The organism is Pseudomonas karstica, from assembly GCF_009707515.1.
Classification (GTDB): Bacteria; Pseudomonadota; Gammaproteobacteria; order Pseudomonadales; family Pseudomonadaceae; genus Aquipseudomonas; species Aquipseudomonas karstica.
In genome coordinates, this window is the sequence record NZ_WLYI01000003.1 from 237,206 (window position 1) to 263,860 (window position 26,655).

Sequence of the window (26,655 nt, forward strand, 5' to 3'; positions counted from 1 at the left end):
GTTACCCTCGCATCGCGAAAAATCATAATAAAGAGAGAACGCCATGTCACAGAGCGCCGCCACTACCCTGGCCAACGATGACGACAAAAACGCCGTCTACAAGCGCATCACCCTGCGCCTGATCCCCTTCATTTTCATCTGCTACCTGTTCAACTACCTCGATCGCGTCAACGTCGGCTTTGCCAAGTTGCAGATGCTCGATGCCTTGAAGTTCAGCGAGACCGTGTACGGCCTCGGTGCCGGGATCTTCTTTATCGGTTACGTGCTGTGCGGCGTACCGAGCAACCTGGCGCTGACCAAATTCGGCCCACGGCGCTGGATCGCCTTGATGATGATCGTCTGGGGCACTTTGTCTACCTGCCTGCTGTTCGTCACCACACCGACGCATTTCTACACCCTGCGCCTGTTTACCGGTGCCGCCGAAGCCGGGTTCTTCCCGGGTGTGGTGCTGTATCTTTCGCAGTGGTTCCCGACCTTCCGCCGTGGGCGGATCATGGCGCTGTTCATGTCGGCGATCCCGGTCTCCGGCTTGCTCGGCAGCCCATTCTCTGGCTGGATCCTCAACCATTTCGCCGCCGGCCAAGGCGGGCTTGCGGGATGGCAGTGGATGTTCTTGCTGCAAGGCATCCCGACCGTAATCCTCGGCGCCCTGGCGTACTTCCTGCTCAGCGACAGCTTTGCCAACGCCAAGTGGCTCAGCGCCCATGAGCGGGCGGTGCTGGAAGCCGACCAGGCAACGGACCTGGCCAATAAACCGAAAACCTCCAGCGACTCACTGCTGGAGGTGTTCAAGAACCCGGCGATCTGGGCTTTTGGCCTGATCTACTTCTGCATCCAGAGTGGCGTATATGCCATCAACTTCTGGCTGCCGTCGATCATCAAAAACCTGGGCTTCAGCGATAACCTGGTGATCGGCTGGATCAGTGCGATTCCTTATTTGCTGGCAGCGGTATTCATGTTGCTGGTGGGTCGCTCCGCAGACCTGCGCAAGGAGCGTCGCTGGCACTTGGTGGTGCCGATGTTGATGGGCGCCGCAGGGCTGGTGATCGCGGTGAATTTCGCCACCACGCCGGCCATCGCCATCCTCGGCCTGACCATCGCCACCATGGGCGCCCTCACCGGCTTGCCGATGTTCTGGCCGGTACCGACGGCCATGCTCAGTGCGGGCGCTGCAGCCGGTGGCTTGGCATTGATCAACTCCATGGGCCAAATGGCGGGGTTTCTCAGCCCGTACCTCGTGGGGTTTGTGAAAGATGCCACCGGGTCCACCGATATAGCGTTATACCTGCTGGCGGCGTTGATTGTCGCGGGAAGTGTATTGGCGTTGCGGATGACGCGAACCCTGAAGGTATAAGCATGTAGCCTCGTGCCTGGGCAGCGGCTCGACACGCAGTTGCGAACCAACGCGTGTTTCTGTTATTGCATTGTCCCTGCCCCTTCACGAGGAATTCACCATGATTTACCGCACACTGGGCCAGTCCGGGCTCAAGGTTAGCGCCCTGACCCTGGGCAGCATGATGTTTGGCGAACAGACCAATACCGAAGACTCCCTGCGCATTATCGACAAAGCCTGGGGCCAGGGCATCAACTTCATCGACACTGCCGACGTCTATACCAATGGGCGCTCCGAGGAGATCGTCGGTGACGCCATCAGCCGCCACCGTCAGGACTGGGTCCTGGCGTCCAAGGTCGGCTTTGGCCCGCAGGATGGCTTGCCCAACCGCAGCGGCTTGAACCGCAAACGGATTTTCAATGCACTGGAAGACAGTCTGCGACGCCTGGATACCGATTATCTGGACATTTACTACTTGCATCGCGAAGACCACGACACGCCACTGGAGGTGACGGTCTCAGCGATTGGCGACCTTATCCGCCAAGGCAAGATTCGTTATTGGGGCTTGTCCAACTACCGTGGCTGGCGCATTGGCGAAGTGATCCGCGTGGCTGAACGCCTGGGGGTGGACCGGCCGGTGATCAGCCAGCCACTGTACAACATCGTCAATCGCCAGGCAGAGGTTGAGCAAATCACGGCGGCAGCGGCCTATGGACTGGGCGTGGTGCCTTACAGCCCACTGGCACGGGGGGTGCTCAGTGGCAAGTACTCGTCGGATGTGGCACCGCAAGCCGGCAGCCGCGCCGGGCGCCAGGACAAGCGCATCCTGGAAACCGAATGGCGAATGGAGTCGCTGCGCATTGCCCAGCAGATCCAGCAGTACACCCAGGGCCGTGGCGTGGGGATTGTCGAGTTTGCCATTGCCTGGGTGTTGAACAACCAGGCGGTCAGCTCGGCGATTGTCGGGCCGCGCACCGAGGCGCAGTGGGATTCTTATACCGGTGCGCTGGAGGTGAAGATCAGCGCCGAGGATGAGGCATTCATTGACTCGCTGGTGACGCCGGGGCATGCGTCAACACCAGGATTCAATGATGTGGGCCATTTTGTGTCGGGGCGTATTGCCCTATAACTTTAACTCAACGGCACATCCAGGCTCACCTTGACCCGATCCATCACCACGATGCTGCGAAACCACTTGATATTACGGTTCTCGTAGAACAACTGCCGGGCCAGGCTTTCATAAGCTTTCATGGTTTCCACCACGATCACCAGCATGAAATCTGCATCGCCGGTGACGTAATAGCACTGCTGGACCTGAGGAATCGACATCTGCGTCTTGAGCACGTCAAGATCTTCGATGTGGGTTCGCTCGGCGTGCACCTCCACCAAAATCGTGATGGGTTTCCCCACTGCCTCCTGGCTCACCACCGCCGTGTTGGCGCTGATCGTCCCGCTCTGCTCCATGCGTTTGATGCGCCGCTGTACTGCCGCGGTCGACAGGTTGACCTGCTCGCCAATCATCCGCAGCGCCATGGTGTTGTCGCGCTGCAGGTGCTTGAGAATCGCCAGATCGAAGTCATCGAGAGGTGGCAGTGGAGTGACGGGCATCCTGGCAAACCTTGAGCATGAGAAAATTTCCCATAAGATGCCGCAAAACAGAGCAAACGTCTCACCTCAAAAGCAATATATTCCCACCCTGAATTCCCCCACTCTATTTGCTTCAATCGATTTCGCGAGGATTGCGTGTCTAAAGGTGTTGTTTTATCGGTATCGGCCTCGGTGTTGTTTGCTGTGATGTATTACTTCACATCACTGCTCACACCGTTGAGCGGTTTGGAGATTTTCGGCTGGCGAATGCTGCTGACAGTGCCCTGTATGACCGTCTTCATGGTCATCAGCGGCGAGTGGCGGCGGGCCTGGGAGTTGCTGCGGTGGTTGGCAGGCAAGCCCCGACTGATCGGCGGGATTGTGTTGTCGTCGGCTCTGCTGGGTGTGCAGTTGTGGCTGTTCATGTGGGCGCCGCTTAACGGCCACAGTCTGGATGTGTCCCTGGGGTATTTCCTGTTGCCGTTGACCATGGTCCTGACCGGGCGTCTGGTATACGGCGAACGTTTGTCGCGCTTGCAGCAGATCGCGGTATTTTTTGCTACCGCCGGGGTGCTCAATGAATTGTATCAAGTGGGCGGTTTGTCCTGGGCGACCCTGGTGGTGATCATCGGCTACCCACTCTATTTTGTGCTACGCAAGCGCCTGGGCACCGACCATTTGGGCGGACTGTGGCTGGATATGGCGCTGATGCTGCCGGTGGCCCTGTGGTTTGTACAAAGCGGCGAACAGGGCTTTTCGGTGCTGGATGCCCATAAACGCCTGTACGCGCTGATTCCACTGCTGGGTTTGATCAGCGCTGCAGCGCTGGTGAGCTATATCATCGCCAGCCGCCTGTTGGCGTTCAGCCTGTTCGGTTTGCTCAGCTATGTAGAGCCGGTGCTGTTGCTGGGGGTGGCGTTGTTGTTGGGAGAAAGCATTGGGCCGGGGGAGTGGCTGACCTATATTCCGATCTGGCTGGCGGTGATGGTGCTGGTATTCGAAGGGTTCAAGCATCTGGTGCGCCAACGCAAGCGCTGATTTCCCAGTGCAGGCGCGAACACACATAAATGCCAGGCCGGCGCAAAGCGCCGGTCCTGTTGACTGCTAGGTACGTCGCGGGCGTTGTTTGCGACGTTGTTCGAGGTAGTTGACGTTTTCATCATCGTCGCTTATATCGGAATCGCTGCTTTCTACACTGGAGCGCAGCACGGTTCAGGCGGGGCCGAAACCAGTGAAGGGATGCAGTAACGCTTGGGACAATAACGGGAATGTGCGCTTTATGCTCTAGCGGAACACGATGGGCAACCGCTCCATGCTGCGAAACATTATGCTTTCCTTCCATTCAATAGCCCCGGGAACAAGCGCAAAGTCATGACGAATCAGTGCCGAGATCGCACTTTGAATTTCGAAACGTGCCAGAGGCGCACCCAAACAGTAATGAATGCCATGGCCAAACGCGACATGACGCTTTGCGTCACGCGTCACATCCAGCCGGTCGGGATCAGCAAACACTTGCGGGTCCCGATTGGCTGCTAATACCACGAAAAAAACTTGGTCGCCACGCTGAATCAACGCATTGCCCATTTCAACGTCTTCCAGTGCCGTGCGCATGACAAGCCTGAATGCCCCCTCGTAACGTAGGAGTTCTTCAACTGCACTCTCCATCAGTTCTGGATGCTCACGTAACAACTGCAATTGGCTCGGGTTACGTAGAAGCGCAAGCACACTGTTGCTTATGACACTTGCGGTGGTCTCGAACGCGGCCGTGAACAACAAGATAAAGTTGGCAGCCAATTCATCGTTGCTGAGTGTTTGTCCTTTATATCTTTCAAACAAAAAGCTCAACAAATCGTTCTTGGCCGGCGACCTCCGACGTCTATCCAGATGATCAACCATGTATTGCATGAAGTCCTGGCCGCTCGTGTTGATACGCTCAGCGACATCCGCCAGAACTGGATCGCCTCCCCGAACGAGATCGTTTGCCCACGACTGGAGCACGAACGTATCTTGCTGCGGCATTCCCAACATCTGCGAAATAACCCTGATCGGCAGGGGCAGCGCCAGATCCCGGACAATATCCGGCTCATGACGAAGGCGCATATTTGTAATCAGCACATCAACCTCTCGGTCAATATCAGCCCTCCATCTTTTTATCGTTGCCTGTTCGAAAAGTGGTGAAAAAAACTGCCGCAAGTGCTGATGTCGAGGAGGGTCAACTAATACCATGAAGTTGTTATAGATTTTGGAAACGGGGAGTGTCTCTTGTTGGCGTAGCCATGCATCACCCAGGACCGGGCTCGCACCACTAGAGCTAACTTGCCCTGGTTGCAATACGTTTCTGGTATCCACGGAGAACCGTTTGTCACGTAACCCTGCTGACACATCCGTGTATCGCGTTACCCACCAACTCGATGCAGTATCACGATAAATAGGAGCATGCTCGCGCAACTGACGAAAAATCGGATGAGGGTTATTGAATAGCTCCGGGTGGTACTGATCAAATATTACACCCTGACGCGATACATCAATTGCTCGTCTGTTAGTCAGGGCAGACCTCGCAGGGATCAATTGATGCAGGTCGACGTCCAGACGTGTCGACTCATTTAAGGTGCACAACATGGCGCTGGCCAGCTCGGTGGTATTTGACGCCAGAGCAATGGTGAAGTGATCGCCCTGAACAACGCTGACATGCAATGCAGGACAAAGCCCCTGCCAGCCCAATGTTGGCTCACCAAAATGAGTACCTGTTTTTCGCAAGGGATGGAATGAGCCTTCAGGAAATCCGTCATGGGCACGAAACAGGGTAATGGGGCCAGCATAGGGTAATGGCAGATAGCGCTCCATCGCCGAGAAACTCACGAGGTAGGTCTCGATGATATTGTCGATAACAGAACCTGGAGCGATCGCACCGCTATTACCCAGTTCCTCGTGGAGTTTGCTTGCCTGCTCATCGAGATTCAGGGCGATCAGTTGTTCACGCCAATCCTTATCGCAACTTTTACCAGAGAGCCTTCTGAGCATTCCGGCAAGTTCATACATCGCCATGGTTCGCTCACTGGCGTCCGCTTCCCGGTTAGAGCAAAGATCGTTGTTTTTAATCAGTGTGGTATCCAGCAGCAACAAATGCTCAACCTGCTCACCTTGCTCAATAAGGCGTTGAGCCATTTCATAAACCACCAACCCACCGAATGAGTGACCCGCAAGGACATAGGGACCGCAGGGCTGAATGGCCTTCATTTCTTGCAGATAGCGCTGCGCCATTTCTTCAACGGAGCCAAGCGGTGATTCTGCGCCGTCGATACCGACCGCCTGGAAGACAATTAATGGCTTGGCGTGTGCCAGCGCGTTGGAAAGCGGCAAGAGATAATGCACCATGCCCCCTAGCCCACCGACACAGAAAATAGGCGCCGGCAGGGATAATGCCTGCAATGTCAATGCTTGCGTCAATCGCACCGCAGATGCGTTCACTTTGCCCACTGATGATTGTCCCTGATCAGGCGACACTTCATCCGACACCACGAGTTGAAGAAGCACATCGGCAACTTCCTCAACGGAACGGGCGCCGAAAAGTTTCGAGACCGGAATCTCCACCTGCAAATGTCGCTCAATACGGCCCATCAACTCCATCGTCTGAACAGAATCAAGGCCCAACTCGTCAAAATGTAGAGAGGCCGGATCCGTGGTTTGCGTCAGGCTGGCCAGAGAAACCAACTCACTTTCAATGTAATTGATCAGAGTGTGCCGTCGTTCCGGGAAAGACATAGTCGCCGATACCTTCTTTCCCGGCATCTGCGGCAAAACAGCGTGCTCACTCGCAGAGCCCCCTACCTTTTGCCAAACAAACTCAACCTCCAGCCTCTGCTCCAGATAACGTTGCTTGCAACTCTGACGCGCCAGTTTCCCGCTGGAGGTCTTATCAATCGTCCTGATTTTGAGCAAGGCCACATTGTGTACGGGCAACCCATGATGGGTACTGACTGCCTTGACCATGGCCTTGGTAATTTCGTCAAAGGCTCGCTGTTTTTGCAAGGGTGTCGACAACAGGCGCAGGTCGACTTCAGCAGCGATGACAAGGCTTTCCGTTGCGTCCTGCGTAACACTGAAAACAATCACCGCGCCCTTGCGTACGCGTGGATGGCTGAGTTCCAGGATATTTTCGATATCCTGCGGGTAATAGTTTTTTCCCCGAATGATCAGCAGGTCTTTGATTCTTCCGGTGATATAGAGCTGCTGATCTTTAATGAAACCCAGATCACCAGTGCGCAGCCAATCGCGGTTGTCTCCCTGACAAATACGAGCCTTGAATGTGCGTGCACTATCGGCCTCAAGCTGCCAATAACCCAATGCCACCTGCGGTCCGATCATCCACACTTCGCCCACTTCATCCGCCCCGGCCTGTTCACAGGTTTGCGGATTGACGATTGCCAGAGTGACGGCTTCGAGCGGCATGCCACATGCCACTAACGGTGACGCCTTGGGATGTGTCGAATCGACTTCGATAACGCGATTTCGTGCAAGCTCGTCAACATCGACGAACGTTGTTTGCCAAGGGGACCCGACCGGTCCGAAACTGACGCCGACCGTCGCCTCCGCCAAGCCATAACCTGGAAATATGCATTGGCGCGACAAACCAACGGCCTCAAACTGGTGCAAAAAGCGTTCAACGCTGGCATATCGCACAGGCTCTGCGCCAACGAGACAGACCTTGAGGCTGCTCAGGTCCCAGTCCTGATAGTCATTATGGGAGATTTTCTGGACACACAAGTCCAAGGCAAAGTTCGGCCCCGCCGTATCCGTCGCCTTGTACCGATCAATCACTGATAACCACAGAACCGGGCGCTTCAGAAAATCCAGGGGTGACATCAACAGGGCACGAGCACCGATAACCACCGGGAGAATGACACCCGTCATCAACCCAAGATCATGGTACACAGGCAGCCATAGCGCGATCACCCGATCCCTGTCCTGATTGGCGACCCGTTGCATCATTCGCGCGTTTATCAACAAGTTCTGGTGGCTGACAACAACGCCTTTGGGGGCCGAGGTCGAGCCTGACGTGTATTGGATAAGGGCAATATCGGTGGCAGCCATCGTGGGTAACGGCCTAACGTTCGCCTGGCCCGATTCAATGATCTCCTCCACCGCGATCCATTGCAGCTTAGCGAGATCCGGTGCAAAACGAACGAGATGCCTGGCTTGCGCCAAAATCGATGCGCTGGTCAGGAGTACCACAGCCGTCGAGTCAGCGACGATGGTCAGCAGGCGCGGTAATGTACGCTCGAAACGGAGAGGATCTGGTGGGTAGACCGGTACTGCTACGGCGCCCGCATACAGGCAACCATAGAAGGCCGTGATGAAAGCAAGGCCCGGCTCGAACAACAAAAGCACCCGCTGCCCTTCCGGGCCGTGGGTCTGTAGAGCGGCAGCAATGGCGCATGCTTGATCATGAAGCTGGAGGTAGCTGAGTCGAGCAACGGAATCCCCATTACTATCAAGGAAGGTAAAAACTTCATCGTCCGGTGACTCTGCGGCACGTTTCTGCAAGCACGCAACCAACGTCATGCTGTCGAATAGGGTATCTAGATCGTCCATGATGCACCCTTTGCAAGTGAATATCCTCACTGCAAAGTAGAACAATAAACACGTGCGAAACGGTCAGATCTTACAATTCAAAGGCTAAAGTGACCAACGGTCAAGCTCGATGCCTAGGCTCACAAAGCAATGGGCATCAACCCTGAGCCCTTTATGACAGGCTAGGGTTGATGGTTGACCATGAACTCAATGACCGCGAAAACCGCAAGCTACAGCGGCGGCTAAAACAGACAATACTGCGCGATGCCGCACACCTCGAAGAGGTGGACTTGCGCAGCAGTCGAATGTCATAACCAGCAGCGCCCACACTTGTATCAGTCTGCGCTCAGCACACCACGCCGCACCTGATCGCGCTCGATGGACTCGAACAGTGCCTTGAAGTTGCCCTCCCCGAAACCGTCATCGCCTTTGCGCTGGATGAATTCGAAGAACACCGGCCCCATCAGGGTTTCCGAGAATATCTGCAGCAGCAGACGCTTGTCGCCGGCTTCGGACGAACCATCCAGCAGGATACCGCGCGATTGCAATTGGTCCACCGGCTCGCCGTGGTTCGGCAGGCGACCTTCGAGCATTTCGTAATAAGTATCCGGCGGCGCGGTCATGAAGCGCATGCCGATTTTCTTCAGTTGGTCCCAGGTCTTGATCAGGTCGTCGGTGAGGAAAGCCACGTGCTGAATGCCTTCGCCGTTGAACTGCATCAGGAACTCTTCGATCTGCCCGGCGCCCTTGGACGACTCCTCGTTCAGCGGGATACGGATCATGCCATCCGGGGCGGTCATGGCCTTGGAGGTCAGGCCGGTGTATTCGCCCTTGATGTCGAAGTAGCGGATTTCACGGAAGTTGAACAGCTTCTCGTAGAAACCGGCCCAGTAGGCCATGCGCCCGCGATAGACGTTGTGGGTCAGGTGGTCGATGATCTTCAAGCCCGCGCCCACCGGGTTGCGGTCAACGCCTTCCAGATAGACAAAGTCGATGTCATAAATCGAACTGCCTTCGCCAAAACGGTCGATCAGGTACAACGGTGCACCGCCAATGCCCTTGATGGCCGGCAGGTTCAGTTCCATCGGGCCGGTTTCGATATGGATCGGCTGGGCCCCCAGTTCCAGGGCCCGCTTATAGGCCTGCTGGGCGTTTTTAACACGGAACGCCATGCCGCATACCGAGGGGCCGTGTTCGGCCGCAAAGTATGAAGCAACACTGTTGGGCTCGTTGTTGAGGATCAGGTTGATTGCGCCCTGACGGTACAGGTGAACGTTTTTGGAGCGGTGGGTCGCAACTTTGGTAAAGCCCATGATCTCGAAGATCGGCTCAAGGGTGCCCGGGGTCGGCGAGGCGAATTCGATGAATTCAAAGCCCATCAGGCCCATTGGGTTTTCGTATAAATCTGCCATGGTTTGGCGCCTCATCATCTTTTTGTCGTTAACGGATCGTTAATTGCCAGCAAGGATGAGGTGGGAAGGTGGCGCACAGGAAATACCCCGCACGCTGCGAGCGAGGAAGTCACCGTAGATGAGTTGGAACCCGAGTAGCTTCATGGTTGAATCATTCTCTTACGGGCGTCTCTGGCGGACGAGGCCTGCACTATGGCAAGCGTTTATTCTTGTATGCGTAAATTGATTCTACACAGCGTAACCACATTTGTCCGTACTCTCTATCAAAGCTCCATTGTCCCAACCTGTGCAAGGGGTTCATTGAGCAACGCCCCCCGAGCAACATCAGGACAGCCATCATCGGTAACTCATCGTAAAGGTGGCGACGCCATTGGCCGTTCCTGGCGTGATACTGACGCCGGTCTGAATATAACGGGCAGTCAAGGGGATACGTAATACCCCATTGCCCATATTACCCGCCAACCATTGGTTGGGATTGCCCACTGCGGACGAGTCGGCCCCATAACTGACCAGACGACCCCCACTTGATAACTGCAGGCCAACCCCTCCTACCGTGGACGCCGGGGTCAATGACAATACATTGCTGCGGTTGTTTGGCTGGGTCTGGTCGGTCAATGTGATCAATACATCGCTGGTGGCTCCTCCGGTCGCACCTGCGCAGTTGATGATAAGGTCATTACTGGCTGCCCCGGCAACACTTCCTATGCCATTAAAGAGATTGATGGCTACACGCCCCAACGGCAGTGCCAGCGCGGTGGTGCTGACACTACAAGTCGGCTTTCGGGGTGGATTGATTACGGTATTGGAGAAGTTGACCGCGTGATAGCCGGCGCCACCGATATTGGCGTTGGTGATAATCAATCTGGCGATGTTTCGAGCACTTATGGTGCCTCCTGACACTGGGCCGGTTGCCACCAAAAATACTGTTCCCATCAACCCCCATGATCCGGGCTTGTTATTCTTCTCGGTCAGTAGCGTAGCGCCATTGTGATTGATCGCCCTCAACGGCTGGTTCGGATCACGTGCCATCATGGCAAACCCGACCCCTGGAACATTGGTGGCATAAACCGGCAAACTCAGGCCGGAGGCGCTGAATGTCATTCCAGTAAATGAACTATTGACGATGCTCAGGACCGAAGACGAGGTTTTGTAAAACGGCCAGTCATTGTAGGTGCAGCGCATGGCGACGCCGCTGTTGAACGCGTAACCGCTCGTCGAACCTATCGGCTGTCCGATCGGCGTGTTGGGTCCAACATTGATCGTCGGAATGTAGAGGTTCAATGTAGATTCGGGAGTGCAATACGAGACTCCCCCTCTATTAGCCATGGTATCCAGGCTAACGACCAGCCCCATCAACAACAGGCCAATGCACGAAAATCTAACCATAAAAGGGCGCCTCTGCTTATCTCTGTAAGGCTCATCGGCCCATGTCATGAACAATCTGGATTCCCTCATGGCTGACCCGCCACGTGACGCACCAGGACACTCACGCAATCACCTTGCACGTAATCGGTAGCACTCTGGCGCTGACCAACGATTCGGGTCGGCAATCGGTAGTGGATCTCGCAGCGTTCATCGGATTTTTCGCCCCACTTGACGATCAGCGTGCCTTCGTCGGCGATACCGCGAACCACCGCCTTGCTGGCCTGGCCGACAACACCGACTTCCCTTCCTTGTTCATCGAATACTTGGGCAGCAAACGGCAACGGACCACCCTTCTCCCGTAAAGCCTTGACCACCGCAGAGCGGCCACTGACCGTTTCGAACTTGACCAAGGTCACTGCACCCAAGGTCGGGACGACCGTCCGTTCGGACTCCTGAAGTTCAACATCCAGTGACATACCTTCAGGATCAACTCCCACGACATTGTTCTGGAACGCCCTGAGGGAAGGCACAACGGCATAGCCGCGACTGTCGATACGGGTGCTGCTGGCGCTGAGCATGGCGCCCTCGGCGTCTGGCACATGAACCAAAGCTGCGGCTTCACCCAGACTTTGCGAGAGGGTCACCCCACCTGCATGGGCGACGACCGCGCCATCGGCACTAAAAGAAAGCTGTGAGCTGTCACGCGTCTGGCCGTAACCGGCACGCACGTTGGTAGCATTGGCGCGATAACCCGCATAAACATTGATGTCGCTGGAGCGCTCGCTGTCGCTGGTCGTACGGTTGACGGAAACCCCGTAGTTACCCTCGGCATGCTCACCTGCCAAGCCATTGATTCCAACCTGTTGCTGGCTACCCCGGTTGTCGCCGGTGCCACGGGAAATCGAGGCATTGAGACTGGGCGAGTTCCGCTCACTTCCCAAGGGCATGGACAGCGTCAGCATAACGCGGTTGTCGATGTTTCCCTGATTGCCGAAACGCCCAAAAAACACTTCATCGCTGAGTTCGTGATCGGTCAGTTGTCGCGTGTCTTGAATCCTTGAACGTTGCGCCGAAAGGTTCCAATTGACCTTGTTCCAGGTCGATCCATAACCGACGGTGAAAGACGTTTGGCGCCCTTGCTGTTTGCCCCAAAAATCGACAGAGCTGCCATACAGGCTCAGCGTACCGTCACCCAGCTTTTGGTTGAGGGTCAGGTCGAGTCGGCTTTTCTGCCGGGCATAGCCGTCTATGTCACTGCCATGGCGCCCTAGCGCGCGCACATTAATCGCATCAGGAAGGCTGAGGTAACCTTTCGAGGAAAAGCGATACGCACCCAACGCAAAGTGAGTGCCGGAGCTCGGCAGGTTCTTGTTGTAGCCCAGCCCAAAACTCTGACCGGACATAACGCCTTGATTCTGAACATGAGTACGCGAACCGCTACCGTCCAGAGAGAATGCACCGACAGACGTACTCATGGCGACGCCCATCTTGCCCTGACCGTAACCATCAGAAAATGTACTGCCACCGTAGAGCGTCACGTCATCTGTCAGCCCCTGCTGAAGCGTACCCTGAAGGACCAGCGCATCACTGTCGTCTACGTTTCTTTGCTGCACCCGGCCAAAGGTGGCGGTGTACTTTGTCGCGTCGGCGCGCAACAACTGCGGGGCGACCGAATAAGGCACGACAAAGGTGTTTCGACGCCCGTCCACTTCCGTCACGCTGACCACCAGATCGCCGCCGTAACCGGTGGCATAGAGATCACTGATGAGGAATGGACCGGGGGCCACCGTTGTCTCGTAGATCGTGTAGCCGTTCTGGCTGACCGTAACGGTGGCATTGCTTTGAGCAACACCGCGTACCTGAGGGGCATATCCTTGCTGTGATTGCGGCAGCATTCGCTCGTCAGTGGCCAGGGTAATACCCCGCACGCGAACCCCTTCAAGGATCTGCCCGCTGCTGAAACTGTCACCTATGGTCAGTTGCGACTGCCAAGGCGCAATGCTGCGTTGCAGGTAAGTGGCCGTGCTCTGATAGGTTTGCATGCCACCACTGGAGTTCCAGGCCTGCGCGCCCTGATGACGAAGGCGCCATTGTCCCAGGTTGATGCCGCCGTTGAGTCCCAGGTAGGTACGATTGTCACCCTCGCCCGAGGTCATGGCAGAAGTGCTGAAGTTGTAGCTGAGTAACCCGGCCTCAATGCCCTCATCCCAATTGGCGGGGTCAACATCACCGCGCCTGGCTTGCTTCATGTAAACCTGGGGTACGCTGACAGACAACTCCAACGCCCCGGCGTCGAAACTGCTGCTCGCCATAGGAATCCACTGCCCCAGGTTTGCGCAGAACGGACTGTCGCCCTCTGCGCGCAATACACTGGCAGCGGTTTTTCCAGAGGCAGCCAGGGTATCGACCTTGTCCATCGCAATTCCAAGCTGTTCTAGCATTTCCTGGCTAAAACAAGGCAGCGCGCCAGCTTTTTCATCACGCGATTCGAAGTTGACATCACGACGCCCCATGGGCTGGCCATTGACCACAACATCCACGCGGTAGGTGCCCGGGCTCATGAAGTTGCTGGTGTTGAAACGGGAAACATCAACCGAGGGCGTCAACTCGCTGGAGAATGCATTCAAATCAAAGGTCAATGACGACGCAAACGACATCTCAATGGGCATCAGTGCTGCGCTGAAAAGCCCGCCCAGCATCAGGTTTAGACGTTTAAAGGGTAAATTGGGCGCATGGTGATGAACCCGTATTCGAACATGATTGGGCATAGTCTGAGCTTCAGAAAGGGCAAGGAAAGTCCGCTTTTCAATCTAGGAGGGTGTCTTTCAGAAACCGTCCAGGGTCTACCGCCGTCTGCTTGGGGTCAGAGCTGCAATGCAGCGCGCTGCGGTAACGAAAAAGCGCCGAAATCATTGATGTAGGTAAATTGCACTTGCGCACCGGCAGGAATGCTTTTCACCCCCTTGCGCACTGGCAGTTCCAGAATGCCGCCCGGCACGACCATTCCTTCTTCGAACGGCAGACGTTCGGCGTCAGCGTGCGAACCCATGGATAAAGCCACTTCGTTAAACGTGATGTGGTAGGCCGAAGGGTTGTGCACCTGCAGCGCGTAGCCTTGTGCATTGCGCAGCAAGGACCAGCGCAGTTGAGCGGGTGCCTCTTCAGGCTTGCCCGGCAGGTTCACTGGACGAAAGAACACCTTGGTACGGATACGAAAGGCAAACCGAAGATGGTTGCGCCCGCCTTCTTCAACGGTTGGGTCGAACTCGGCAACTGAGGGAGGTACTTCAAGCACATTCAGCCAGAACAGTGACTCGCGGTCAGTGGGCAGTGGCTCCTTGGTGTAGGACAACCGCATGGCTTGACTCTTGCCGGCATCCAGGCGAAACACCGGTGGCGACAAGCTGAAAGGAACGTCGATCAACTCCGCGCGCTGGTGCTGGTCCCCCTTGTCGAGCCACGCCTGGATCAGGCGAGGCGCATGTTGATCATCATTGCTCACCCTGACCGTGATTTCACGGCGTAGCTGCGGATAAATCTGTCGAGTGCCATCGATGATCACTCCCGCCTGCACTGTCGGCGTTAGCAGGCCCAGGCTCATGGCGACCCATGCCAAGCAATGGCTCAGTTTCACGAATGGATGAGGCATTACACGTTCCTTGATAGGCAATTGTCCTGCGCCCAGCACCAAGCCGGGCGAGAACATCGTCAAAAAGCGGAGGTATGATCAGCCAGGTGTGATCAAGGGAACGTTACGGAGTACTGCACACTGGTACTGACGATGCCGGCAGTGGCAGCTCCGCCAGTGGCGATATAGCGCGCAGCAAAAGGCAGTGTCGCCAACCCGCCCGTTACCGTGGCGATGGTGGAGTTCTGGCCAGAGCGCAAGTCCATGGGAGTGTTCGCTGCCGCATCGACAATTTGTACTTCCACTTTGTCTGCAGGCGTTGCAGTGGCGGTGTTACGCAGGTTACCGGTTGCCGGGTTGATGGCAGGACTGCTGGCCTCATAGAGCACGGCAACTTTGGTGCCGTTAGGGCAGGTTGTGCCTGTACCACCGACATAAATGAAGAACGGCTTGCTTGCGGCGGTTGCGCCGTTTTCCCCAAGGGCCGAGGTTTGCACGCGATCAAGAACCACGGGGAAGTTCGCACCGGAGCCTGGATTACCACCTGTACCGCCGCTGATCGTACATGTCGTGCCGCTGATCAAACCAGAGATGTTGATGGTACCGTTGGCGGCAATCGCCGAACTGGTGACCAGGCTGTAGGTAGCCAGCAAGGCCATAGCCAGTATTTGTTTCTTCATGGTCAGTCTTCCTCAAGAAATGGGGTCAGTGGAGCAAAACCAAAGCCGTATGGGCTTTGCCTTTACGTCCGTCGGAAGATAGGTGGGGTGTTTACCCGAAAGCGTTCCGGCTGACTTGTAACCTCCCAAAACCGAACACGCCCTTTCTCAAGTCGTTGTCGACCATGCCGAAGCGTCAAGTGCCGTCAGGCAAGCTTATTTCCCAGGCACCACCTATCATCGTAAGCACCCCGCTGCTCAGATCACGTACCTTTCCCTATTCCTCCATGGGCTGAATAAATGCCACTGACTGCCAAAGGCCCGCGCAAGCGTACGACCCGCTACCTGATCACTGCCCTGAGCGGCCTACTGCCAATCCTGCTGGGCGTGCTCATTCTGTATTGGCAAGCCGAACGCACGCTGGAAGAAAGTACCCAGCAGACAGCCACCGAGGCGGTGCGCCAGTTTGACCTGATGCTCGACAACACAGCCCTCGCCGCCCAGGCACTCTTGCACCTGGCCGGCAAGGACTGTGATAACGCGGTGCAGTTGGCGCTTCGCGAGCAAGTCACGCGCCGCCCCTTCGTACGCGCTACCACCTTGTCGTGGAAGCAAAGTATTTATTGCAGCTCGCTGTTTGGCGACAACTCCGTGTCAGTGGTCAACCCTGGCGACTATGTCAATGGCCGGCTATGGCTGATGAACGGCAACCCGGTAACACCGGACACCGCGCTGCTGGTGTATAGGCTTACAAACGGTGATCAGGGCGCCTTTGCCTCCATTGACGGCTACCACCTGACGAACGCCTTGCGCTTGATCAGCCGCTACGCCAAGTTGACGCTGCAAGTGGGCCCCAACTGGCTGGGAGCCGATGGAAAAGTCCACAGCTACGCCCCGCCGGTGTTTGCCGTCGCCCATCACCAACTCGACTCCAGGCGCTATAGGTATAGCGTGGAGGCCGGCATGCCTGAAGGTGAAGTCTGGCGCTACATGCAAGCCCGCCACCCGGCGCTGTTCAGCCTGGTGGTGTTTTTCGGCGTCTTGGCGGGCGTTCTTGCCCACTGGCTGCAAAAGCGCTCTAGCGCACCCACCCATGAACTGCAAAGGGCATTGGGCGCCAATGAGTTCGTGCCGTACTTCCAGCCCGTGGTGCGCGGCGATAACCTGCAATGGGCCGGCTGTGAAGTACTGATGCGCTGGAATCATCCCAAGGAAGGCCTGGTGCGTCCGGACCTGTTTATCCCCTTGGCCGAGCACTCCGGATTGATCGTGCCGATGACCCGTGCCTTGATGCGCCAGACCGCCGCCTGCCTGGCGCCCCATGCAGAACATTTCAACAGCGGCTTCCACATTGGTATCAATATCACCGCCAGCCATTGCCATGACTTGGAACTGGTGGAGGACTGCCGGGAGTTTCTCGCGGCCTTCTCGCCTGGACAGGTCATTCTGGTGCTTGAGTTGACCGAACGTGAGCTGATCGAGCCCACCGATGTCACCCGCCAATTGTTCCAGGCCCTGCACGAACTGGGGGTGATGATTGCCATTGACGACTTCGGCACCGGCCATTCCAGCCTGGGTTATTTGCGTAACTTCAATGTTGACTACTTGAAGATTGATCAAAGCTTTGTAGCGATGATCGGGGTCGACGCACTATCGCGCCATATACTGGACAGCATCATTGAATTGTCTGCCAAGCTTGACTTGGGCATCGTCGCTGAAGGCGTGGAAACACAAGAGCAATGCCAGTATCTGGCCACGCAAGGCGTAGACTTCTTGCAGGGTTACCTGTTTGGCCGTCCAGTACCATTTGATGCATTCATTAAGTCTTTACACAGCCATTGAATAGCCATCTGGCGTCGCGATGAAATATTGTTATTTATACTAAAGACATGATTTACTCGTGACTCATTAACTACTACAATTTTTCCCACCTGCACTGAATTGGCAGGGGGGTCACTTTCACTGAGTCACGTTGAGGCTCTTGGCTTATCGCTTTTTTTGCAGTTGGTATCAGCCAAATACACTATTGGAGTAAAAACCTTGTCCAGACTCGCCGAATTTCGCGCAGCAGAAAAAGCCCTTCAAGAACAGCTCGCCCAGCTGGAATCCCTGAAGAACGATGCTGGCCTGAAGAAAGAAATCGAATTCGAAGCAAAGCTTCAAGGGCTGATGAAAACCTACGGCAAGAGCCTGCGTGACATCATTTCAATCCTTGATCCAAACCCGGGCAAATCCGGCACCCAGGTGGCCACTGCACCAAAAACGCGCCGCGCACGCGTGGTCAAGGTTTATCACAACCCACACACAGGCGAACTGATTGAAACCAAAGGCGGTAACCACCGCGGCCTGAAAGCCTGGAAAGAAGAATATGGCGCAGCCACTGTAGACTCCTGGCTTCGCGGCTAGTAGATGCGCACTAATAAAAGCCCCGCCAATGCGGGGTTTTTTGTTTTCAATGCGGTTTTCTTGTTTTCGGCGCGTTGATTTGAGGCGCTGGTGCTTTCGAAAGCGAACTTATAAATATATTTAATTTTGTATAATCATGACTAACGCCACGCGTAACAGGCGCCTAGTTAGGTCCTGCTTTGAGCTCACGAACAAACTGTCCGCCGCGCTTAAAGTTTCAAGCTATCGCGCACTGAACTGACTTCATCCTTGCTTGCCGCATAAGCATCAGCCTGCCCGGCGTATGAAAAAACATAAGCTTTATCAGTATCTAGGGCCCCGACCAATGTTTGCGACAGCACGTGGCGACCGTTCTCGGTGATGACGCAGGTAGTTTCCAGCGCCTCAAGGCGACTTAACATTGCCGAGTGCATCTTGCTGCAAACACTTTGATACCCGCTCCGGGCAAAGTCCTTCTGGATGGATTTGCGCATTTGCAGCAACACACCTTGCAGGTTGACAGTATGCCCGGCTTCGATTGGTGTGCCGGTCAGTTCCATGACCATCAGCGTCGCTCCATTTTCGTCATTCTTTATCGCCCGCTGGCGAGAAACAGGCGATGGCTCGGCCGGCGCGCCTGTGTCAGGCACCACCTCCTCCACCTGCCAGCCACTGGGCCAATGAATCTCCGGCTCTGCCGCCAAGGCAGCAGTACTGCCCAGCGCCAGACACACTGTAATCAACAACGGCTTGCTCAATTGGCTCATCAGCGAAAACACTCGAGGTTCCAGTACCAAAGTTTGAGCCCGCCCCCCCCACTGATCGCAAGGGTTACGTAACCTTTTTCATTTGGCGCCGCGGGCGGGGCTTGCGTATCATGGCCAGGCTGCACGGATGCCTGCCAGCCGCAAGCCAAGGGACCGCTCAAGCCACGAGCTGCGTCTACCCCATTTTTTCTGGAGGGCCCATGAGCCTGCACGAATTGAACACCTTCCCGGGTGTAACCGCCCAACCGGACACCGCCACCCACAACTTCGTCTTCAACCACACCATGTTGCGGGTCAAGGACATCACCCGGTCATTGGACTTCTACACCCGCGTACTCGGTTTCTCCCTGGTAGAAAAACGCGACTTCCCGGAAGCCGAATTCAGCCTGTACTTCCTGGCCCTGGTGGATAAGGCCCAGATCCCGGCCGACGCCGCCGAACGCACCCAATGGATGAAGTCGATTCCTGGCATCCTGGAGCTGACCCACAACCACGGCACCGAAAACGATCCAGACTTCGCCTACCATAATGGCAATACCGACCCGCGTGGTTTTGGTCATATCTGTATTTCGGTACCAGACATTGTTGCCGCGTGTGAACGCTTTGAAGCCCTGGGCTGTGATTTCCAGAAACGCCTGACCGATGGTCGCATGAAAAGCCTGGCCTTCATCAAGGACCCGGATGCTTACTGGGTAGAGGTCATCCAGCCGGCGCCGCTGTAAATAGGTGACACCGAGCGCCACAGGATGCATTCCCACGCAGCGTGGGAACGATAAAAGCAATAAAAAACCCCATGATCACTCATGGGGTTTTTTATTTGCAGGCCAGGTTACGCCGGAGCTGAGCTGCGGATCAAATGATCAAAGGCACTCAGGGAAGCCTTGGCACCCTCGCCCACCGCAATCACGATCTGCTTGTACGGCACAGTCGTCACGTCACCGGCAGCAAACACGCCGGGCAGTGAAGTTTCGCCACGCGCGTCGACAATGATCTCACCTCGGGGCGACAACTCGATGGTGCCCTTGAGCCAGTCGGTGTTGGGCAGCAACCCGATCTGCACAAAGATACCTTCCAGGTCGACTGTCTTGAACTCGCCCGAGTTGCGGTCCTTATACGTCAGGCCGGTGACTTTCTGGCCGTCACCTTTGACTTCGCTGGTGAGCGCACTGGTGATCACATCAACGTTAGGCATGCTGTACAGCTTGCGCTGCAATACGGCGTCGGCGCGCAATGTGCTGTCGAACTCCAGCAACGTGACATGGCTGACAATCCCGGCCAGGTCGATGGCCGCTTCAACGCCAGAGTTACCACCGCCGATCACCGCCACACGCTTACCTTTGAACAACGGACCGTCGCAGTGCGGGCAGAAGCACACGCCCTTGGCCTTGTATTCCTGCTCGCCCGGCACACCCATTTCACGCCAGCGGGCGCCGGTGGCCAGGATCACGGTCTTCGATTTAAGGGTCGCGCCGCTTTCGAAACGAATCTCGTGCAGTCCGCCGGCATTCTTTGCCGGAATCAGTGCACTGGCCCGCTGCAGGTTCATGATGTCGACGTCGTACTGCTTGACGTGTTCTTCCAGGGCGCTGGCCAGTTTTGGTCCTTCGGTTTCCTGGACCGAGATGAAGTTCTCGATGGCCATGGTGTCCAGTACCTGCCCACCGAAACGTTCAGCCGCGACACCGGTACGGATGCCCTTACGCGCAGCGTAGATCGCCGCCGAAGCACCGGCTGGGCCGCCACCGACTACTAGCACGTCGAAGGCGTGTTTGGCGCTGATTTTCTCGGCCTGTTTTTCGATGCCGCTGGTGTCGAGCTTGGCGAGGATTTCTTCCAGGCCCATACGACCTTGGCCGAAGTTCACCCCGTTCAAGTAAACGCTTGGCACGGCCATGATCTGACGATCATCGACTTCAGCCTGGAACAGCGCGCCGTCGATGGCCACGTGGCGGATGTTCGGGTTCAGCACGGCCATCAGGTTCAGTGCCTGGACCACATCCGGGCAGTTCTGGCAGGACAGAGAGAAATAAGTCTCGAAGGTGAACTCGCCTTTAAGGGCGCGAATTTGTTCAATTACCTCGACACTGGCCTTCGAAGGGTGGCCACCGACTTGCAGCAGCGCCAGCACCAGCGAAGTGAATTCATGACCCATGGGGATACCGGCGAAACGCAAGCTGATATCGGCACCGGGGCGGTTGATGGAGAAAGACGGCTTGCGCGCGTCAGTGCCATCGCTGTGCAAGGTAATCAGCGTTGAAAGGCTGGCTACATCCTGCAACAAGGCAAGCATTTCCTGGGATTTCGCACCGTCGTCGAGGGAGGCAACGATCTCGATCGGCTGGGTGACCCGTTCCAGGTATGACTTCAACTGAGCTTTAAGATTGGCATCCAACATACGGGCGATTTCCTAATAATTCGGTGTATTACGGTCGAAAAAAAACGCCCGAGCAAATCTCGCCCGGGCGTTTTTGAGGGCGGTGCAGCTTACTTAGGTGCGCAGATCCACCCTGCTGTGCTTTTCACAGGCTTAGATCTTGCCGACCAGGTCCAGGGACGGAGCCAGGGTAGCCTCGCCTTCTTTCCACTTGGCTGGGCAGACTTCGCCCGGGTGAGCCGCAACGTACTGGGCAGCCTTGATTTTGCGCAGCAACTCGGAAGCATCACGACCTACGCCACCGTCGTTGATTTCAACAATTTTGATCTGGCCTTCCGGGTTGATCACAAAGGTACCGCGGTCTGCCAGGCCGACTTCTTCGATCAACACATCGAAGTTGCGGGAGATGGCCAGGGTCGGGTCACCGATCATGGTGTACTGGATTTTGCCGATGGCTGGCGAGGTGTTGTGCCAGGCTGCGTGGGCAAAGTGAGTGTCGGTTGAAACGCTGTAGATCTCGACGCCCAGCTTCTGGAATTCGGCGTAGTTGTCAGCCAGGTCTTCCAGTTCGGTTGGGCAGACGAAGGTGAAGTCGGCCGGGTAGAAGAAAACGACAGACCACTTGCCTTTCAGGTCAGCGTCCGACACTTCGACGAAGCTGCCGTTTTTGTAGGCGGTTGCTTTGAACGGTTTTACTTGGCTGTTGATGATAGGCATCGTTGACTCTCCGTCAGGGGTTAAAAAGTTGATGGGAGAATCCTACCGAGTCTCAGGGCCGATGGCTCATTGGCAAACCTGATGCTGACGATTGGTTTTTGCTATTAGCCGACTGTATTAATAGAAGAAATCTCAAACTAACTGATCGCGGACCTGAGCCATGCCAAGAAAAGGCGTCGCTTCAACATAGCGCATGGCAGATTTCATGTCTTTCCAGCCGACGTAACTCATCAACGACTTCAAATCCCAGCCGCTTTGATGGGCCCAGGTGGCAAAACCACGACGCAAGGAATGACTGGTGTACTGCTGCGCCGCGATCCCTGCACGCTCCAGGGCCTGGCGTAGCAGTGGAATCACGCTGTTGGGATGCAACCCTTCTTCGCTGAGGTTGCCCCAACGATCAATACCGCGAAATACCGGACCACGCACCAGTGCCGAGGCAGTGAGCCATTCGCTGTAGGCCTGGACCGGGCAAAGGCGCAGCAACGCCGGGGTATGGTAGGTCTTGCCGAGGTTTCCCCGGTCACTTTTGCTGCGGGGCAGGTACAGGCTGATGCCTGAACCGGGTACTGCCTGAACGTGTTCGATGCTGACCCGACACAACTCATCGCTTCGAAAACCGCGCCAGAAGCCCAGCAGGATCAGTGCAGTATCACGTTTAGCCCGCAGCCGCCCCGGCTGATCCCCGGCATTTCCAGCAGCCACCCCTTCCTTCTCAAGATAGCTGATCACTTGCTCAAGATGCTGGAGCTGCAAGGGTTGCGCCTGTTTTTCCTGTACCGGGTGCAGGGCGCGGACGCCTTTCAAAACCTTGCGTACCACGGGTGCCTTGGTGGGGTCGGGAAACCCCTGGCTGGTGTGCCACTGAGCCAGCGCCGACAGTCGCAACTTCAAGGTGTTGACCGACAGCACACCCGCATGCGCCACCAGATAGCGCGCAACGCTGTCACTGGTGGCAGGCAAGAATCCGCCCCAGCTCACCTCAAAGTGCTCAATGGCTGCCCGATAACTGCGGCGGGTGTTGTCGCGGGTGGCTGCGTTGAGATAACGCTCCAATTCGCTCATAGGGCTGGCCTTGCAGGGTGCATGCGTACTGCCATTGGAGGGGAAGGGCCTGAAATTCAGTAATGACATGGGATAATACGCCAATATCCCATCTGTTAGATCAATAATTTCAACCTGTGTTTTATCATGATATATTACGTATATACATAATACGTACCACAGTATCAAATCGACGGAGACCCCCATGGCTCGTGGCGGCATCAATAAAGCAGTAGTTCAAACGGCACGCCTGGCGATTCTGGCTCGCGGCGAAAACCCCAGCATCGATGCTGTACGCATCGAGATGGGGAATACCGGCTCGAAAACCACGATCCATCGATACTTAAAGGCGCTGGATGAAAGCGAAACCCGGCAGTCCATCACCGAAGCGCCAATCGATGACGAGTTGAGCGAACTGGTATCCCGACTGGCCCAGCGCCTTAAAGAACAAGCCCAGGAGCCCATCGACCTCGCACTGGCGCAATTTGAGCAACACAAGGCCGCCCTGCTCGCCCAACTCGAAGAACTGGGCGCGACCCACAACCAACTCAAGCAGCAGTTCGACATACAAGCAGCAGCCCTGGTTGATGAAAGTGCCGCACTGCAAAGCACCCGCACCAGCCTGCAGACCGAGCAAACCCGCAACGCCGGCCTGAACCAGGCCTGCAACGACTACGAGCTACGGATCAACGACAAGGAGGAGCAGATTCGCTCACTGGAAGAAAAGCACCTGCACGCACGGGATGCCCTGGAGCATTACCGCAACGCAATCAAGGAGCAGCGCGAACAGGAACAGCGACGCCACGAAGGCCAGTTGCAGCAGGTGCAAGCGGAGCTGCGCCAGGCACAGCAAAGCGCAATGGTGCGCCAGGATGAGGTTACTCAGTTGCACCGCGATAACGAACGGCTGCTGATCGAGCATCGGGTTACGGCGAAAGAACTGAATACGCTGCAAGAACAAGCCCGCAAGGGTCGAGATGAGCAGCGCCAACTGGGCGAACGGATCAACCTGGTCGACAGCGAGCGCAGCCTTCTCCAGGAACGCTTGCGGGTAGCGACGCTGGAAAGTCAGTCACGCCAGGACGCGCTGACCGAGCATCAGCAGACCAACAAGACCCTGGAGCTGGACCTGGTCAAAGCCCAGGCCAGCATCGAGGTGTTACGCCAGGCAGCCGTGGTAGCTGCCCAGCCTGTGGTAACAACCGAAAGTTGATCAGCCTGCCACTGGCGTGCGCATGGTGACGAACTCTTCCGCCGCCGTCGGGTGCACGCCAATGGTTTCATCGAAATGCTGCTTGGTCGCGCCCGCCTTGAGCGCGATCGCCAGCCCCTGGATGATCTCACCGGCATCCGGGCCCACCATGTGGCAACCCAGGACCTTGTCAGTATCCGCATCGACCACCAGCTTCATCAGCGTGCGCTCCTGGCAATCAGTCAGGGTCAGCTTCATCGGCCGAAAGCGGCTTTCGAAAACCTGCACCTTGTGCCCGTCAGCCCTGGCCTGCTCTTCACTCAAGCCGACAGTGCCGATGTTCGGCAAGCTGAACACGGCAGTAGGAATCATCGCGTAGTCCACCGCACGGTATTGTTCAGCCTTGAATAGGCGACGGGCAACAGCCATGCCCTCGGCCAGTGCCACTGGCGTCAATTGCACGCGACCAATCACATCGCCAATAGCCAGGATCGACGACTCGGCAGTCTGGTAAAGGTCATCAACCTCAACGAAGCCGCGTGCGTCCAATTTGACGCCGGTATTTTCCAGCCCCAGGTTATCAAGCATCGGACGCCGGCCGGTGGCATAGAATACGCAATCGGCTTCCAGCACCCGACCGTCTTTCAATGTGGCTTTAAGGCTGCCGTCGGCCTGTTTGTCGATGCGCTGGATATCTGCATTGAACTGCAAGTCCATTCCGCGCTTGGTCAGCTCTTCCTGCAAATGCTTGCGTACCGCGCCATCGAAGCCGCGCAGGAACAGATCACCGCGATACAGCAGCTTCGTTTGCGCCCCCAGGCCATGGAAAATCCCGGCAAACTCCACCGCAATGTAACCACCTCCCACCACCAGCACCCGCTTGGGCAGTTCCTTGAGAAAGAATGCTTCGTTGGAACCGATAGCATGCTCGTGCCCCGGAATTTCCGGGATCTGTGGCCAGCCGCCGGTGGCAATCAGAATGTGTTTGGCGGTGAAGCGCTCACCGTTGATCTCCACCTGATGAGGGTCTACCAGGCGCGCATGCCCTTCATGCAAAGTCACGCCGCTGTTGAGCAGCAGGTTGCGATAAATACCATTGAGGCGATTGATCTCGCGATCCTTGTTGGCAATCAGCGTCGCCCAGTCAAAGTTCGCCTCCCCCAGGGACCAGCCAAACCCACTGGCCTGTTCAAAATCTTCGGCAAAGTGCGCACCGTAGACCAACAGTTTCTTCGGTACGCAACCGACGTTGACGCATGTGCCACCCAAGTAGCGGCTTTCAGCCACGGCCACCTTGGCGCCAAACCCTGCGGCAAAGCGCGCAGCCCGGACACCGCCAGAACCGGCACCTATTACATAAAGATCAAAATCGTAGGCCATTTCACTCTCCTCGGCAGGACATCAGCATACCTGCTGTCACTCGCCGAGCAATACATGGGGCTCAAAAACAACAAAGCCACCCGAAGGTGGCTTTGTTGAAACTAAGCAGGCAACCGTGAATCAGTAAGCCTTACCCGTCTTGTAGAAGTTCTCGAAACAGAAGTTGGTCGCTTCGATGTAGCCTTCAGCGCCACCACAGTCGAAACGCTGCCCTTTGAATTTGTAGGCAATGACGCAACCGTCTTTTGCCTGCTTCATCAAGGCGTCAGTGATCTGGATTTCGCCGCCCTTGCCTGGCTCAGTCTCTTCGATCAGCTTGAAGATGTCCGGGGTCAGGATATAGCGACCGATGATTGCCAGGTTCGACGGTGCGTCTTCTGGCGCTGGTTTTTCAACCATGTCGCGCACACGAATCAAGCCATCACCGATGTCGTCGCCAGCGATCACGCCGTACTTGTTGGTTTCCTGAGGATCGACCTCTTGAACCGCGACGATCGTGCAACGGTACTTCTGGTACAGCTTGACCATCTGGGTCAGGACACCGTCGCCTTCCAGGTTCACACACAGGTCATCGGCCAGTACCACGGCGAAGGGTTCGTCACCGATCAGTGGGCGACCGGTCAGGATCGCGTGGCCCAACCCCCTCATTTGAGTCTGGCGAGTGTAGGAGAACGAGCATTCGTCGAGCAGTTTACGGATACCAACCAGGTATTTTTCCTTGTCGGTGCCTTTGATCTGGTTTTCCAGCTCGTAGCTGATGTCGAAGTGATCTTCCAAGGCGCGCTTGCCCCGGCCGGTCACGATGGAGATTTCGTTCAGGCCGGCAGCCAGTGCCTCTTCAACGCCATACTGGATCAGTGGCTTGTTCACCACCGGCAGCATCTCTTTGGGCATGGCTTTAGTCGCTGGCAGGAAGCGAGTGCCGTAACCGGCTGCTGGGAACAAGCATTTCTTGATCATAAAAGTCCTTAATAAGGGCTGTGCGTACGAAATTCGGCGCAGTCTAATCAGGCCGCATTCACCTTACAATGGGTTCTGCTGGCGCTGCGATGTCAACATAGAGAAAAAATGTCGGCGTAAGTTCCGCTCATCTTCAAACAAGCCTCCCCGGCGGCGGTACAGCAATTGATCGGGTTTCATTGTTTTGAAAGGGTTTACTCTTTTTAGCATGCTTTGTGGGGTTCGGCACTGACCTGCAACAACTTGCGCGACCTGATTGCATTTGGCGCTATCATTACAGC

At 56.2% G+C, this 26,655-nt stretch carries 20 protein-coding genes; 7 read left to right on the forward strand and 13 right to left on the reverse strand.

Features of this window, described 5'->3' with window-relative positions; all coding sequences use genetic code 11:
* Positions 1–43 precede the first annotated feature (43 nt).
* Positions 44–1,354 carry an MFS transporter gene (locus GIR22_RS03680; protein ID WP_154741992.1) on the forward strand — a complete coding sequence of 437 codons (1,311 nt, stop codon included), beginning with the start codon at positions 44–46 and terminating at the stop codon, positions 1,352–1,354.
* A 100-nt stretch (positions 1,355–1,454) separates the two neighbouring features.
* Positions 1,455–2,462 carry an aldo/keto reductase gene (locus GIR22_RS03685; protein ID WP_154741993.1) on the forward strand — a complete coding sequence of 336 codons (1,008 nt, stop codon included), beginning with the start codon at positions 1,455–1,457 and terminating at the stop codon, positions 2,460–2,462.
* A gap of 2 nt (positions 2,463–2,464) precedes the next feature.
* On the opposite strand, the gene GIR22_RS03690 is transcribed toward GIR22_RS03685, so the two are convergent.
* Complete coding sequence (locus GIR22_RS03690) at positions 2,465–2,941, reverse strand: Lrp/AsnC family transcriptional regulator (RefSeq protein ID WP_154741994.1); 477 nt, start codon at positions 2,939–2,941, stop codon at positions 2,465–2,467.
* A 135-nt stretch (positions 2,942–3,076) separates the two neighbouring features.
* Here GIR22_RS03690 and rarD point away from each other — a divergent pair, with 135 nt between their 5' ends.
* The gene (rarD, locus tag GIR22_RS03695; RefSeq protein ID WP_178122071.1) at positions 3,077–3,958 is read left to right on the forward strand and encodes an EamA family transporter RarD; all 882 of its coding nucleotides are present in this window, start codon (positions 3,077–3,079) and stop codon (positions 3,956–3,958) included.
* Between the two features lie 246 nt (positions 3,959–4,204).
* Here the strand turns inward: rarD and GIR22_RS03700 are convergent, their stop codons facing one another.
* From GIR22_RS03700 to GIR22_RS03725, 6 genes are all read right to left on the reverse strand, one after another.
* Positions 4,205–8,512, reverse strand: coding sequence for a cytochrome P450 (locus GIR22_RS03700; RefSeq protein ID WP_154741995.1), 4,308 nt, complete (start codon positions 8,510–8,512; stop codon positions 4,205–4,207).
* Positions 8,513–8,826: 314 nt separating this feature from the next.
* Positions 8,827–9,903 (reverse strand): 4-hydroxyphenylpyruvate dioxygenase, encoded by a 1,077-nt coding sequence (gene hppD, locus GIR22_RS03705; RefSeq protein WP_154741996.1) that lies wholly within the window; start codon positions 9,901–9,903, stop codon positions 8,827–8,829.
* A 336-nt stretch (positions 9,904–10,239) separates the two neighbouring features.
* Positions 10,240–11,184: a fimbrial protein gene (locus GIR22_RS03710; protein ID WP_178122072.1), complete on the reverse strand. Its 945-nt coding sequence runs from the start codon at positions 11,182–11,184 to the stop codon at positions 10,240–10,242.
* Positions 11,185–11,354: 170 nt separating this feature from the next.
* The gene (locus GIR22_RS03715) at positions 11,355–13,967 is read right to left on the reverse strand and encodes a fimbria/pilus outer membrane usher protein (protein ID WP_246207787.1); all 2,613 of its coding nucleotides are present in this window, start codon (positions 13,965–13,967) and stop codon (positions 11,355–11,357) included.
* Positions 13,968–14,131: 164 nt separating this feature from the next.
* Positions 14,132–14,917, reverse strand: a complete 786-nt coding sequence (locus tag GIR22_RS03720; protein ID WP_154741999.1) for a fimbrial biogenesis chaperone — start codon at positions 14,915–14,917, stop codon at positions 14,132–14,134.
* A 92-nt stretch (positions 14,918–15,009) separates the two neighbouring features.
* A complete protein-coding gene (locus tag GIR22_RS03725) occupies positions 15,010–15,576 on the reverse strand; it encodes a fimbrial protein (protein ID WP_154742000.1) in 567 nt (188 codons plus the stop codon).
* 279 nt (positions 15,577–15,855) lie between these two features.
* Here GIR22_RS03725 and GIR22_RS03730 point away from each other — a divergent pair, with 279 nt between their 5' ends.
* Both GIR22_RS03730 and GIR22_RS03735 read left to right on the forward strand, forming a co-directional pair.
* A complete protein-coding gene (locus GIR22_RS03730) occupies positions 15,856–17,397 on the forward strand; it encodes an EAL domain-containing protein (RefSeq protein ID WP_154742001.1) in 1,542 nt (513 codons plus the stop codon).
* A 198-nt stretch (positions 17,398–17,595) separates the two neighbouring features.
* The gene (locus GIR22_RS03735) at positions 17,596–17,961 is read left to right on the forward strand and encodes a histone-like nucleoid-structuring protein, MvaT/MvaU family (protein WP_154742050.1); all 366 of its coding nucleotides are present in this window, start codon (positions 17,596–17,598) and stop codon (positions 17,959–17,961) included.
* Between the two features lie 209 nt (positions 17,962–18,170).
* Here GIR22_RS03735 and GIR22_RS03740 read toward each other — a convergent pair whose 3' ends face one another.
* Positions 18,171–18,707: a DUF4946 domain-containing protein gene (locus tag GIR22_RS03740; protein WP_154742051.1), complete on the reverse strand. Its 537-nt coding sequence runs from the start codon at positions 18,705–18,707 to the stop codon at positions 18,171–18,173.
* A gap of 200 nt (positions 18,708–18,907) precedes the next feature.
* Here GIR22_RS03740 and gloA point away from each other — a divergent pair, with 200 nt between their 5' ends.
* Entirely contained in the window at positions 18,908–19,429 is a 522-nt protein-coding gene (gene gloA / locus GIR22_RS03745) for a lactoylglutathione lyase (protein WP_154742002.1), read from the forward strand.
* Between the two features lie 107 nt (positions 19,430–19,536).
* On the opposite strand, the gene ahpF is transcribed toward gloA, so the two are convergent.
* From ahpF to GIR22_RS03760, 3 genes are all read right to left on the reverse strand, one after another.
* Positions 19,537–21,102: an alkyl hydroperoxide reductase subunit F gene (gene ahpF, locus GIR22_RS03750; protein WP_154742003.1), complete on the reverse strand. Its 1,566-nt coding sequence runs from the start codon at positions 21,100–21,102 to the stop codon at positions 19,537–19,539.
* Between the two features lie 132 nt (positions 21,103–21,234).
* Positions 21,235–21,798, reverse strand: a complete 564-nt coding sequence (gene ahpC / locus GIR22_RS03755; protein WP_154742004.1) for an alkyl hydroperoxide reductase subunit C — start codon at positions 21,796–21,798, stop codon at positions 21,235–21,237.
* 132 nt (positions 21,799–21,930) lie between these two features.
* Positions 21,931–22,863, reverse strand: a complete 933-nt coding sequence (locus GIR22_RS03760) for a site-specific integrase (RefSeq protein WP_154742005.1) — start codon at positions 22,861–22,863, stop codon at positions 21,931–21,933.
* A 184-nt stretch (positions 22,864–23,047) separates the two neighbouring features.
* Here GIR22_RS03760 and GIR22_RS03765 point away from each other — a divergent pair, with 184 nt between their 5' ends.
* Positions 23,048–24,055: a DNA-binding protein gene (locus GIR22_RS03765; RefSeq protein ID WP_154742006.1), complete on the forward strand. Its 1,008-nt coding sequence runs from the start codon at positions 23,048–23,050 to the stop codon at positions 24,053–24,055.
* Here GIR22_RS03765 and gorA read toward each other — a convergent pair whose 3' ends face one another.
* Positions 24,056–25,414, reverse strand: a complete 1,359-nt coding sequence (gene gorA / locus GIR22_RS03770; protein ID WP_154742007.1) for a glutathione-disulfide reductase — start codon at positions 25,412–25,414, stop codon at positions 24,056–24,058.
* Positions 25,415–25,534: 120 nt separating this feature from the next.
* The gene (galU, locus tag GIR22_RS03775) at positions 25,535–26,374 is read right to left on the reverse strand and encodes a UTP--glucose-1-phosphate uridylyltransferase GalU (protein WP_154742008.1); all 840 of its coding nucleotides are present in this window, start codon (positions 26,372–26,374) and stop codon (positions 25,535–25,537) included.
* Positions 26,375–26,655: the final 281 nt, after the last annotated feature.